We start from the raw sequence: 12449 nt of genomic DNA, 5'->3' as shown, positions 1-12449 counted from the left end.
GGAGTCACGGACGGACCCGCAGCTTCGACTCCTCGATCAACTCCACCAGTCGCTCGGGGCTGAGCGGGCTCTCGGTGATCTCCATGCCGACGGCGTCGGACACCGCTCCGATGATCGCAGCCGCCGCGGGGACGCAGCCCGCCTCCCCGACGCCCTTGACACCGAGAGGATTCAAGGGCGAGAGCGTCTCGACATGTTCCACACGGAACGTAGGCAGTTCTGCCGCCGACGGGATGAGGAAGTCCGCGAATCCTGCGTTCCGGAGTTGTCCGTCCCCGTCGTAGTGCATCCGCTCGTAGAGTGCCCCGGCGATGCCTTGCGCCGTCCCCCCGTGGACCTGCCCCTCCACGACGGCCGGGTTGATCATGCGCCCGCAATCGTGGACGATCGCGTAGCGCAGCAGGCGGACCTCGCCCGTCTCGACCTCGACCTCCACGACGACGGCGTGTGCGCCGCTGGCGAACGTGGCGTGCCGCGGGCTGTTGTAGGCCGTCGCCTCGAGGCCGGGCGCGACCTCCGAAACAGGGGGCGCCTCGGCCTCGCCGCCGTCGCCGACGAACTGCGTGGCCGCCAGAGCCTCCTTGCTGAACGCGTAGCGCAGCGGGTTGGCGAGCACGGCGATCTGGCGGAGTGGCACCCGGACGTCGGGCGAACCCCGGACCGAAACGTGGCCGTCGGAGAAAACGATGTCGGCCTCGTTCGCCTCGAGGATGCGGGCGGCGATCTCGGCGGCCTTGTCCCGCACCTGCTGGGCCGCCTGGGCGACCGCGTTGGAGGCGACGACGCCGATGCGGCTGGCGAACGTCCCCGTCGCCCACTTGAACTGGCGGGTGTCCCCCGTGCGCACCACCACGTCCTCGAACGGAACCTGGAGGACCTCGGCCGCCACCTGGGCGAGGATCGTGGCGTGCGCCTGACCCTGGGTGGAGATGCCCGTCGTGACGAAGACCTTGCCCGTGGGTTCCACGTGGACGCGGGCCCCCTCGTAGGGTCCGCTGCCGGTTCCCTCCACGTAGCACCCCAGACCGATGCCGATCCGTCGCCCCTCGGCGCGAGCGGCGGCCTGCTCGGCGGCGAACCCCTCGTAGTCGATCGCCTCGAGCAGCTTGTCGAGACCAGCGGGGTAGTCGCCGCTGTCGTAGGTGGTGGTGAGGCCATCCTCGTCCATCAGACCGACGACGTAGGGGAACTCGTCGGGCTGGATGAAGTTCCGCCGGCGAACCTCGGCCCGGTCGATTCCGAGGTCCCGGGCGATCAGGTCGATCACCCGCTCCATCACGAATCCCCCCTGCGGCATACCGGCACCCCGGTACGGCGTGACCGGCACCGTGTTGGTGTACACGACGTGCATCTCGCTGCCGTAGTTGGGGAGCTTGTACGGGCCGGGCAGGCGGGAGGCGGTGACGATCGGGATGATGATCCCGTAGGGGCAGTAGGCGCCGGCATCGTGGATGAACTCGTCGTGCAGAGCGAGGATGCGGCCCTCGGTGTCGAAGCCGACCCGCACCTCGTGCCACTGGGCTCGCTCGTGGTTGGAGGCGACGAAGTGCTCGACACGGTCCTCGATGAACTTGACCGGGCTGCGGAGCCGCAAGGCCGCCCACGGGACCAGGATCTCCTCGGGATAGAAGACGGGCAGCTTGACCCCGAACCCCCCGCCCACGTCGGGAGCCACCACGTCCACCTCGTGCTCGGCGAGGTTCAAGTAGGTGGACAGGCCCGCCCGGACGGTGCTGGGGGCCTGGGAGGTGTCGTAGACGAGCAGGTGCCCGAATTCGTCGGGTATGGCCACGACGCCGCGGCACTCCATGGGGGTGGCCGCGCTGCGCTCCACCCAGAACCGCTGCACGAGCGTGCGGGGCGCAGCCGCGAGGGCCGCCTGGACGTCGCCGTGCTCCTGGACGAAGTGCGCGGCCACATTGCCGGACATGTCGGCATGGACGAGGTCGTCCCCCTCGAAGGCCGCCACTGGACCCACGACAGCGGGCAGCGGCTCGTAGGTGATCGCCACGAACTCGGCGGCGTCCTCGGCGGCGTACCGGCTGGTCGCGACCACCATCGCCACGGCCTCGCCGAAGAAGTGCACATAGTCGGAGGCGAGCGGGAGTTGGGTGCGCGGCTCGGTCAGATTGGGGTTGGGGATGAGCAGCGGAAGGTGCTGCCGGCCGAGTTCGCCGAGATCAGCGGCCGTGTAGACGGCGACGACGTCGTCCCGGGCCGCCGCTGCGGAGGTCTCGATAGCGAGGATGCGACCGTTGGCGCAGGTAGACCGCACCATCGCCACGTGCAGGCATCCGGCCGGCTCGATGTCGTCGATGAAAGTGCCGCGACCGACCAGGATGCGCCGATCCTCCGAACGCTCAACACGCTCGCCGATCAGCCGCGTCGTCACTGGTGCCCCCCGTTCTCGCCTTACCCAGTGGCCCTGCCGCCATCCGCCTCGCGCCCGATGACGACGGCGGATCCGGACGCGTCCTCCTCGCCGGCGCCCCCGGATTCGCCCGGCGGGTCAGTTGACCGAAACCGCCTCCGGATCCTCCGACAGGAGCAGCCGCAGATCCAACAGCACGTTCGTGAACTCGGTGCGCGACACGAGCTCGCGCACGCCGATCTCGCCCAGCTTGCCGTCGATGAGGGCGAGCGCCTGAGCGTGGTTGGTGGATTCTTCGGTGGTGACGGGGGCGGCGGTTTCTGTCATGATCCGATCTTATTCCCTTGCGCCGGTGCCGTGCGGAGCGCCGGTTCTTGCCTGCCCCCACAGGCCGGCGACCACCCGGTTCGGTGGCTGTCTGTCTGGAATGCCACAGTATCGGACCAGGGTGAGACATGGGCAATGAACCCAGCGTTGCGGTCTATGAGTCCCGTGCGAAGGATTGGATGCAGCGGCGGACGCGCCAGTACGGCGACCGGCTGGAGCGCTTCGCGGCCCGGGTGACGCGGATCTCCGGCGGCGGGGAAGCAGGCCCCGGCCCCGGCGACGGTGACGCTGCGAGTGATCCGGCGGGCGGAAACGACCCGGGGAGCACCGGCATCGGCGACAGCGTCACGCGGCGCGCCGGCCCCTCGCCCCCACGCTCTCGGCGTCAACCGTCACCCGCCGGCACCGGCGAGAGCGTCACGCGGCGTGCCGGTCCGGTCGCTGACCTGGGCTGCGGGCCCGGCTGGCATCTCGACGGCCTACCGCAACCTGCTCTGGCGCTGGACGCCAGCCGGGCGATGCTGGCCGAGGTCGGCGCACCGACCGGGGACACCGCCCCTCTGCGGGTGGCCGCCGACCTGCGCGCCCTGCCGCTGCGGGACCGCTGCCTGCGGGCGGCCTGGGCCTCGCGCTCCTACATCCACCTGGCCCGGGCCGAGGTGCCCCTGGCGCTGGCCGACCTGCACCGCGTTCTGGTGCCCGGAGCCGCCGTCGAGCTTCACCTCTTCGCCGGCGACACCGAGTGGGACGAGCGGGCCGACGACGATTTCCCGGGGCGGCGCTTCTCCCGCTGGCCCGAGGGGTGGCTGCGGGACGTGCTGGTGGGCGCCGGGCTGGCCGTCGAGAGCGTCGAACAGCGCAACAGGGTGCTGCTGGTGGCGGCCACGCGGCTGCACACCCTCGCCGACACCGTGGCCCCGGGCATGCGCCTGCTGGTCTGCGGCCTCAACCCCAGCCTCCACGCCGCGGAGGTTGGCGTGGGCTTCGCCCGCGGCTCCAACAGGTTCTGGCGGGCAGCCCTCGCCGCCGGCCTGGTGAGCCGCGACCGCGACCCCCGCCACGCCCTCGCCGCCCACAACATCGGCATGACCGACCTGGTCAAGCGGCCGACCCGCCAGGCCGCCGAGCTCACCGCAGCCGAGTACTCCGAGGGCCTCGCCCGCCTCGAGCGCCTCGTGAAGCGCCTCGAGCCCGGCGTGGTGTGCTTCGTGGGCCTGGCCGGCTGGCGGGCCGCCGTGGACCGCCGGGCCACCCCCGGCCCCCAGCCCCGCCGCATCGGCGGCCGCCCCGCCTACGTGATGCCGTCCACGAGCGGACTCAACGCCCGCACCTCGCTCGCCGAACTCACCGCCCACCTCCGCGCCGCGGCCTCCCTGCAATAGCACGCTGAACACCACTGACCGCGCACGCACTCTCGTCATCCCGACGAAAGCCGGAATCCACCGCCCAGCGGCACCTCCGGCACTAGCCGCCGGGCCCCAGTGACACTTGCACCCACCTCGTCATCCCGGCGAAAGCCGGGATCCACTGCGCCGGCGGAACCCCGGCACCGGCCGCCGGGCCCCAGTGACACTTGCACCCACCTCGTCATCCCGGCGAAAGCCGGGATCCACTGCGCCGGCGGAACCCCGGCACCGGCCGCCGGGCCCCAGTGACACTTGCACCCACCTCGTCATCCCGGCGAAAGCCGGGATCCACTGCGCCGGCGGAACCCCGGCACCGGCCACCGGGCCCGCGGCTGGCCAGCGACAGCCAGGCGTTGCCCGCTCGACCCTGCAGGCTCAGTGCGAGTGGCGGCAACCGGGAAGTTCCGAGGCGGCGGCCTGGTCGGCGATGACGGTGACAGCAGGGTGCAGTCGGAGGGCCGAGGCCGGGACGGCCGGGCTCACCGGACCTTCCAGCGCAGCGTGCAGGGCGGCGGCCTTCGATTCGCCTGTTGCGATCAGCAGCAGCTGCGCCGCCCGGAGGATCGTGCCGATGCCTTGGGTGATGGCGCGTCGGGGCACCTGGTCGGGGTGACCGAAGAAGCGGGCGTTGTCGCGCCGGGTCTGCTCACTGATCGTCACGACGCGGGTGGTCCCGGTCAGCGACGAACCGGGCTCGTTGAAGGCGATGTGGCCGTTGCGGCCGATGCCCAGGATCTGCAGATCGACACCGGTCGCCAGCTGTCCGTCGTAGCGAGCGCACTCGGCTCCGAGGTCGGCGGCCGCAGCGTCGGGTCCGGTCACCGCGCCGGGGGCCAAGTTCACGTGATCGGCCAGCAGCCGCCGGATCACGTTGCGGTAGGCCTTCGGATGGTCGGCGGCCAGCCCGAGGTACTCGTCCAGCAGGAACGCCCGCGCTCCGGCGAAGCTCAGACCCTCCTGGCGGTGGCGCCGGACCAGTTCGCGGTAGAGCCCCGCCACCGAGCCGCCTGTGGCGAGCCCCAGCAGCGGCGCCGCCGACCTCGCCAGGCAGTCCTGCACCAAGTCAGCCCCGAGTGCGGACAACTCGCCGGCATCGTGTGCAACGAGCAAGCGCAGGCTCTCCGAGACCGGTCGGTCGCTCACAACCTCGGAGCCCCACACAGGGCACTCTCCCCCGCCGAGGGAGACCGACGACATCGATGCGGTCTACGACGAGGCCGTGCCGCTGCCGTGCAGGGCACCTTCAGCCGCCGAGGGAGACCGACGATTCCGGACGCGGCCGGCGAGGAGCCGATCGGGGCGGCACGGGCGTCCGGTGCGATCGGACCCATGCCGCGGCGCCGCGTGCGGGTGCCGATCACTCGGTGGTCTTCGCGCCGGTGATGAAGGCCACCAGATCGCTCTTCGTGACATCGCAGACGGCGGCCTCGGCGGTCTTGCGGCCCTGGCGCAGCACGACGGCGTGATCGCAGACGTCGATGACCCGCTCCATGTTGTGGGTGATCAGCAGCACGGCCACGCCGCCGTCGCGCAGATTGCGGATCAGATCCAGCACCCGGGCCGTCTGCTCGACACCGAGGGCCGCGGCCGGCTCGTCGAGCAGCACGATGCGCTGGCCCCAAGCCACGGCCCGGCCGATGGCGACGGCCTGGCGCTGGCCGCCCGAGAGCTGACCGGCGGCCCGCCGCAGCGAGGGGATGCGGATGTCCAGGCGACCAAGCGTCTCCTCGCACTCGGCGCGCATGCGCTTGTGGTCCAGCAGCCCCAGGCGCCGGCCGATCGGACCGCCCCGCAGGTACTCCCGGTTCAGGAACAGGTTGGCCGCCACGTCGAGCGTGTCGATGACGGCCAGCGTCTGGTGCACGGTCTCGATGCCGAGGCTGCGTGCCGCATCGGGCGTCGGGATCGCCCGCCGGACGCCGTCGATGCTGAGGGCGCCGGCGTCGGGCTGGTACACCCCCGCCAGGCACTTCACCAGCGTGGACTTGCCGGCCCCGTTGTCGCCCAGCAGGGCGGTCACCCGGCCGTACCGCAACTCGATCGACACGTCCTCCAGCGCCTGCACCGCCCGGAAAGCCTTGCAGATCCCTTCGGCCACCAGCGCGGGCGCGCTCATCGGTTCCCCCTCTCCAGGGTCCGGCCGAGGGTGTCCCAGCAGCCCGCGACCGCCGGCACGCCCGCCGCCACCCCGCTGATCCCCACCACGGCGGCCCGGGTCACGAAGGCCTGCGCCCGGAACCCGCAGATCACGGTGTCACCTTCGGCGACCAGCCGTCCCGGTGGCGGGTGCAACCGGGCGTAGTAGTCGATGCCGGCAGGATCGGGGAACTCCATCGCCACGGGCGCCTCGCCGAGGCCGGCCGGGTCGGCGGCGATCAGTGCCTTCGGGCTGTAGGGCTCGAAGACCGGATCGATGTAGAAGCCGCCGCCGAAGCACAGCGGAACGCCGCCGTGCAGGTGCGACACCTCGCTGAGGTAGCAGATCGCCGGGCGCTCGGGCAGATCGGCCACAGCGTGCAGCGGGGTCGTGCCGGTGAGCCCGTGGCCGGGTTCCACCTGTGTGGCACCGGCGCCGGCGAGCTGGTCCAGCACGGCGATGGAGGTGGTGCCGGGGGCGTTGATCACCACGGCGGCGTCGGGCCCGAGGCACCGGCGCGCCAGTTCGGCGGCCCGCGCCAGGGTCTCGACGTTGCGGGTGGTGCGGGCACCGCCGGTGGCGGGGTCGAACAGCAGCGCCGGGAACGTGGTCAGCCCGGCGAAACGCGCCCCCGCCAGTTCGCCCAGCCGACCGATGAACGCGCTGAGCTCGCCCAGCGGGACGCCGCCCTCGTGGCCCGGGTAGAACTCGTCGCCGTCGGCGCAGACCCGCACCAGCAGGTCCTGGGTACGGCCCGCGGCCACCGACGCGGCAGCGGCCTCGGCGGCCTTGTTGGCGCTGAAGACCGTCCAGAAGTCCGGTGCCAGCGCGACCGCCTCGGGCGCCTCGGCTTGAGGCACCTGCACGAGGTGGCCCAAGTGGCCCAGCCGGTGGCCGTTCGCCACGATGGCTCGACCACAGGCCATGTCCACAGCCACGAACCCGTCCGCACCGCCGGCGGCCATGGCGTCCAGAGCGCCGGGCGCCCGGCCAACCTGCTTGGTCATGGCGAAGACGGTCAGGCCCCGCCGGTGCGCCTCGGCACAGAAGGCACCGCTGTTGGCGGCGATGGCATCGATGTCCAGCACGTAGCTGCCGGCGGGGATCTCGCCCGCCCGGTGCAGCGCCACCGCAGCCTCGAGGAAGGCCCGGTTCCGCCGCAGCAGCACATTCAGGAACATCAGCGGACTTCCGGGATCCCCGCCGGCCCGGCCACTGCGGGCGCCATCCGGGTCGCCGGCCCCTGGATTCCGGCCCCGGATCGAGTCCGGGGCCGGCTCTTCGCCGGAACGACGAGGTCGAACGACGTGGCGAGGCCGGACGGCATGGCAGCGGCCGCTATCCGAAGCATCCGTCGGCCCCTCAAGTCTCGCGGCGCTCGCGCATGCTGAGCGCGACGGCCAGCACGATGATGACGCCGCGGGCGATCATCTGGTCGGCCACGCGGAGTCCCATGAGGATCAGGCCGTTGTTCAGCATCGCCATGATGGCCGCGCCCACCACTGCCCCGGCCACCGAGCCGCGCCCGCCGAACAGGCTCGTCCCGCCGATGACCACCGCTGCGATCACCGTGAGCAGGTCGTTCTCGCCCAAGTCGTGACGGCCGATGGCCAGCCGTCCCGCCAGCAGCACGCCCGCGAAGGCCGCCGCCGTGGCACTCGCCACCAGAGCCCCGATGCGCACCCGGTCGGTGCGGATGCCGAGGGCGTTGGCGGCCTCCCGGTTGGCGCCGGTCGCCAGCACGTGCCGCCCCCAGCGCAGGTGCCGCAGCGCCACGTGACCCACGACCAGTGCCACCACGGTCCAGATCAGCAGCGACGACACCGGACCGGCCGACCCGGCACCGAAGACGGCGGAGAACGTGTCGTTGCGGATGGGGTAGGACTGCAGGTTGTTCATGTTGCGGGCGATGCCGCTGATCACCCCCAGCATGCCCAGGGTCACCAGGAACGACGGGATGCGAACCTTCACGGCGATCAGCCCGTTCACCAGCCCGGCGGCCACCCCCACGCCGACCGCCGCCAGCGTCCCGGCCCAGAACCCCCCGGCGGTCACCACCTCCGCAGCCACCAACGACGACAGCGCCACCACCGAACCCACCGAGAGGTCGATCTCGGCCGCTGCCAGGGCGAAGGTCATGCCCACGGCCATGACCGCGATGGGCGCAGCCTGGCGGCCGATGTTCAGCAGGTTGGCCGAGCTCAGGAAGCCGTCGTTGTGCAGGATGACGGCGAAGGCCGCCAGGATCAGCGCGAAGGCCAAGTAGACGACGTACTGCTGCAGGTCCCGGTCGCGCTGGCGCGCCCGCCGGCTGCCGGGGGAAGCAACCCGGCGGGCGCGCCCGGCGCGGGGACTGCTCACCCGAGCAGACCGCGCGCCGGGGCAGGTGGGTTCAGGCTGTCACCCGAGCGCGTCGAGCACGACCTGCGGCGGATCGGTGGCGAGCGACTGCCGATACGCCTCGACGATATTGTCCGCCGTGACGGCGATGGCAGGCACCACCACGAACGGCGGGGCGGACTTGCCCAGCAGCCCGTAGGCGCCCTCGACCGCCATCGTCCGGCCCAGATCGTAGGCCTCGTCGGCGGCGATGCCGACGATGTTGCCGCCCTCCACGAGGTCGAGCGACACGTTGGTGTCCAGGTCCAGGGTCACCACCGCCACGTCGGCGGCGCCGGCGGCACGCAGGGCGGCCAGCACGCCGTCGGCGGGGCCCGCCGACCACGGGGCGTAGATACCGTCGAGGTCGGGGTGGCGCGTCAGCAGTGTGGAGGCGATCTCCTCCGCCGCAGCCGGGTCGGCCAGACCCTGCTCCGCCACGATCTCCATACCGGGGTAGTTGCCCTCGATCCAGGCCTTGAAGGCCTGGTCGCGCTGGTTGGTGACGTAGTACGGGGCGTCGTGGAAGATGAACCCCACCTCGCCCTCGCCCCCGAGCGCGTCGGCCAGCAGGTCGGCGGCAGCGATGCCCATGGCAGCCAAGTCGTCGGTCACCAGGCCCACGTAGTCCACCCCCTGCACATAGCCCTCGGGCACGTTGGAGAGGAACACCAGCTGCACCCCGGCGTCCACGGCGGGACGGAAGGCCTCGGCCCCCGAGACCGGGTCGAGCACCAGGCTGATGATGATGTCGGGGCTCTGGGCCATCACGGTCTCGACGTCGTTGGCCTGCTGTGCGGCGTCGAAAGAGGCGTTGGTCTCGGCGATCACCTCGATGCCCAGGTCGGCGAAGGCGTCGCGGGCGCCCTGACTGACGGCGTCGGTGAACGCCCCCGCCGTGTGCCACAGCAGGGCCGCGGTGTAGCCCCCGGCGCGCACCTCGTCGGCCTCGGCGTCGGTGAGGCTGATCTCCGCCGACGACGTGGCCTCCTCACCGCCGGGACCCTGCGTCACCGGCGGCTCGAAGGCGGGCGCGGGAGGCGGCTCGGGTGGTGGCGGGGGCTCGGGCGCCGGCGCCGGCGGCTCCGGGGCCGGTGCCGGCGGTTCAGGTGCGGGCGCCGGGGGCTCCGGCGCGGGTGGCGGCGGTTCGGGAACCGGCTCCGGCCCCGGCGCGGGCGCTGGTTGCGGGGCCGGCGTCGCGGCCCCGTCGTCACCCCCGCAGGCCGCGGCGAGCAGGCCGATCGTGGCCAGCAGCGCAACAGCCGTCAGCAGTCGCAGTCGTGTGGATTTCGCTTTCATTCACCCCTCCTTAACCAGGTGTTGTCTGCAGCTTCTGTACGCCGCACCACGACGCCACGAAGTGCGCCAGGCTGCGGGTTGCAGAAATGAGTTCGTCGATCTCGAGACGCTCGAACGGCGTGTGGCAGTTGGCGATGTCGCCCGGCGCGAAGTAGACGCCGGGAATGCCGAGGGCGCGCAGGAAAGGCTTCTCCGACCAGTAGGGCGCGCCCTCGACACGGGCGGATCGTCCGGTGGTCGCCTCGATGGAGCGGCACAGCCCGGCGACGCCGGGGTGGCTGGACGGCACCTCGTCGGGGGTGCCGCCGACCGGGTGGTCACGGGGCGCGGTGAACGCAAGCTCGGCCGTCACCCCGTGGCGCTCGGCGACCTCATCGGTGATAGCAGCGATCTCGGAGGCCGCTTCAGCCAGGTCCTCCCCAGGCAGGATCTTGCGGATCAGCGACAACTCGAAGCGGCCCGGAACGGCGATGTTGCCTCCCGCCGAAACCCTGGTGACCAGCAGGAACGCCTCTCCCAACAGCTCGTGGCCACCCCGGGATCCGAGCTCGGCGGAGTACTGCCACAGTTCGGTCTGCAAGGTGTGACCGGCGCGCAGGGCGTCCACCCCCAACTCGGGCGTCCCGAAATAGGCCGAACGTCCGATGAGAGCGATGTCGGCGATGCAGAAGCCCATCTGCGCCGTGTAGACCGCTGAGGTGGTGGGTTCGGTGTAGATGGCGAAGTCGGCCGGACCGTCCTCGCCCGCTCCGCCGAACACGTCGCTCATCGCCGCCCGCATCCCCGCCGACACGCCGGTGCCGGGCCGGCCCGATTCCTCGTCGCACACGAACAGCCCCGTGACCCGACCACCGGGCCGGTACCCGCGACGGCGCACGGCGCGCAGGGCTTCGATGACCGCGCAGATGCCGGCCTTCTGGTCGGCCACGCCGCGACCCCAGATCTCGCCGTCGATGAGGTGAGCGCCGAAGGGATCGGCGCGGTCGGTTCCGGACCACTCCTGGTGCCAGTCGTCGACCGCCACCGTGTCGAGGTGGCCGGCGAGCACCAGTGACCGACCCTCGCCGGAGGCGCCGGCGCCTGCGTACACGTTGGGGCGCCCCGGGACGGCGTCAGCGGTGCACACGTCTTCCCAGCCTCCGGCCGAGAGTTGGTCACGTACCCAGGTGGCGAAGTCGGCCTCGGCTCCCGTGACGCTGGGGATGCGAACGGCCTCGCGCACGAGGTCCACGAGGCTCTCGGCGTCGACCGCCCCGGCGACGGCTGCTGCGGCGGCCGCTTCGCTCACCGGCGTGCCCCCCGAATCTCGCGGCCGTCCAACGCCTGCTCGACCAGTGACTCCCGCAGCGAGCGCAATGCCAGCGAGATCGCCCCGAGGAACGTGGCACGCCGTCCCAGGGTCGACGGCGCCAACGCCGGCGGGTGCGCCAGGAGACCGTCGAGTTCGGCGGCCACAGCCTCCACGAAGACGGGGTTGGCCCCGACGCCACCACCGAAGATGATCAGTGCCGGGTCGTTGATGAGGCACAAGTGGGTCACGGCATCGGCCATGGCACCGGCTGCCGTCGACAGGGCGTGGCCGGCCGCCTCGTCGCCGGCGGCGGCGGCGGAGAAGATGTCGGCGACCTCCGCGCCGCCGTCCAGCGCCGAGGATCGGCCGTTGCGCACCGCCCGGTCGAAGATCCGCCGGATGGCCGGCGCGGAGGCGACGTCCTCCAGCGTCACGCGTCCTCCGGCACCCGCGATCCCGTCGGTCGTCGGGAGGATCAGCGACCCCAACTCGCCGGCGGCACCGGTGCCGCCACGGTAGAGATCGCCGCCGATGATGAGTCCCGACCCGATGCCCGTTCCGATGGAGACGGCGGCGAAATCGGTTTGATCGGCGCCGGCGTCGGCCTCGCCGACCGCCGCCAGGTTCACGTCGTTGTCGATCTGCACCGGCACGCCCAACCGATCCGTCAGGTGCGCATGGAAGTTGAGGCCCTCGAACCCGGGCAGGTTCAGCGCCATCTCCACGCTGTCGGTGTCGGCGCGGTACACGCCCGGCACGCCGACGCAGGCGTTGCGGAGTCGTCCGGAACCGCCGGCGGAGTCTTCGAGCAGCCGCAGCGCGGCGTCGCAGACCGCGTCGGCGGCGGCCGCGGCGTCCGAAGGAGTCTCGATCATCTCCTCCGCCATCGGCCGACCGAGCAGGTCGGCCACTCCGACGATGATCTTCGTGGCACCGATGTCGGCCCCGATGACGAGGCTGGAGTCAGGAATGATCTCGTAGAGCGCCGCGGGGCGACCGATGTCCCCGCTGGGGCTGCCGGGATCGGCCATCCGCATGAGACCGGCGGCCTCCAGGTCACCCACGAGTGCCGAGACGGTCGGCTTGGACAAGCCCGTGGCTCGAGCCACCTCGGCCCGGGAGATGCCGAGCGGGGCGACCGCCAGCACTGTGTCGACGATCTTCCGGCTGTTGATCAGCCGCAGCAGGCTGGAGTCCGATCGGCCTCGCATTATTTGTCAGTTTAGCTTACTAACTATT

The 12449-nt window shown here is 71.9% G+C and carries 10 protein-coding genes; 1 reads left to right on the top strand and 9 read right to left on the bottom strand.

All coding sequences use genetic code 11. The features are described from left to right. Positions 1 to 4: 4 nt before the first annotated feature. Complete coding sequence (cutA, locus tag OXG55_13585; protein MCY4104271.1) at positions 5 to 2392, bottom strand: aerobic carbon-monoxide dehydrogenase large subunit; 2388 nt, start codon at positions 2390 to 2392, stop codon at positions 5 to 7. Between the two features lie 117 nt (positions 2393 to 2509). Continuing rightward, entirely contained in the window at positions 2510 to 2698 is a 189-nt protein-coding gene (locus tag OXG55_13580; GenBank protein ID MCY4104270.1) for a hypothetical protein, read from the bottom strand. Between the two features lie 128 nt (positions 2699 to 2826). Between OXG55_13580 and OXG55_13575 the strand changes: the two genes are divergently transcribed. Further along, positions 2827 to 4080 carry a methyltransferase domain-containing protein gene (locus OXG55_13575; protein MCY4104269.1) on the top strand — a complete coding sequence of 418 codons (1254 nt, stop codon included), beginning with the start codon at positions 2827 to 2829 and terminating at the stop codon, positions 4078 to 4080. 399 nt (positions 4081 to 4479) lie between these two features. On the opposite strand, the gene OXG55_13570 is transcribed toward OXG55_13575, so the two are convergent. From OXG55_13570 to OXG55_13540, 7 genes are all read right to left on the bottom strand, one after another. After that, entirely contained in the window at positions 4480 to 5247 is a 768-nt protein-coding gene (locus OXG55_13570; protein ID MCY4104268.1) for a glucosamine-6-phosphate deaminase, read from the bottom strand. Positions 5248 to 5461: 214 nt separating this feature from the next. Then, the gene (locus tag OXG55_13565) at positions 5462 to 6220 is read right to left on the bottom strand and encodes an ATP-binding cassette domain-containing protein (protein MCY4104267.1); all 759 of its coding nucleotides are present in this window, start codon (positions 6218 to 6220) and stop codon (positions 5462 to 5464) included. Then, positions 6217 to 7422 (bottom strand): alanine racemase, encoded by a 1206-nt coding sequence (locus OXG55_13560; GenBank protein MCY4104266.1) that lies wholly within the window; start codon positions 7420 to 7422, stop codon positions 6217 to 6219. Before OXG55_13560 ends, OXG55_13565 begins: the two co-directional genes overlap by 4 nt. A 181-nt stretch (positions 7423 to 7603) precedes the next feature. Then, a complete protein-coding gene (locus OXG55_13555; GenBank protein ID MCY4104265.1) occupies positions 7604 to 8602 on the bottom strand; it encodes an ABC transporter permease in 999 nt (332 codons plus the stop codon). Between the two features lie 39 nt (positions 8603 to 8641). Continuing rightward, positions 8642 to 9919: a substrate-binding domain-containing protein gene (locus OXG55_13550; GenBank protein ID MCY4104264.1), complete on the bottom strand. Its 1278-nt coding sequence runs from the start codon at positions 9917 to 9919 to the stop codon at positions 8642 to 8644. A gap of 10 nt (positions 9920 to 9929) precedes the next feature. Beyond that, positions 9930 to 11207, bottom strand: coding sequence for a M20 family metallopeptidase (locus OXG55_13545; GenBank protein ID MCY4104263.1), 1278 nt, complete (start codon positions 11205 to 11207; stop codon positions 9930 to 9932). After that, the gene (locus OXG55_13540) at positions 11204 to 12421 is read right to left on the bottom strand and encodes an ROK family transcriptional regulator (GenBank protein ID MCY4104262.1); all 1218 of its coding nucleotides are present in this window, start codon (positions 12419 to 12421) and stop codon (positions 11204 to 11206) included. The genes OXG55_13545 and OXG55_13540 overlap by 4 nt, the downstream gene beginning before the upstream one ends. Positions 12422 to 12449: the final 28 nt, after the last annotated feature.

This window comes from bacterium (assembly GCA_026708055.1).
Classification (GTDB): Bacteria; Actinomycetota; Acidimicrobiia; order Acidimicrobiales; family CATQHL01; genus VXNF01.
Note: the sequence above shows the minus strand (reverse complement) of the source record. Positions and strands in the feature narration are given on the sequence as shown.

Excerpts from the sequence above, each read along its gene's own strand:
- OXG55_13560 (MCY4104266.1), bottom strand. The coding sequence starts at position 7,422 with ATGTTCCTGAATGTGCTGCTGCGGCGGAACCGGGCCTTCCTCGAGGCT.
- OXG55_13565 (MCY4104267.1), bottom strand. The coding sequence starts at position 6,220 with ATGAGCGCGCCCGCGCTGGTGGCCGAAGGGATCTGCAAGGCTTTCCGG.
- OXG55_13550 (MCY4104264.1), bottom strand. The coding sequence starts at position 9,919 with ATGAAAGCGAAATCCACACGACTGCGACTGCTGACGGCTGTTGCGCTG.
- OXG55_13580 (MCY4104270.1), bottom strand. The coding sequence starts at position 2,698 with ATGACAGAAACCGCCGCCCCCGTCACCACCGAAGAATCCACCAACCAC.
- OXG55_13540 (MCY4104262.1), bottom strand. The coding sequence starts at position 12,421 with ATGCGAGGCCGATCGGACTCCAGCCTGCTGCGGCTGATCAACAGCCGG.
- OXG55_13575 (MCY4104269.1), top strand. The coding sequence starts at position 2,827 with ATGGGCAATGAACCCAGCGTTGCGGTCTATGAGTCCCGTGCGAAGGAT.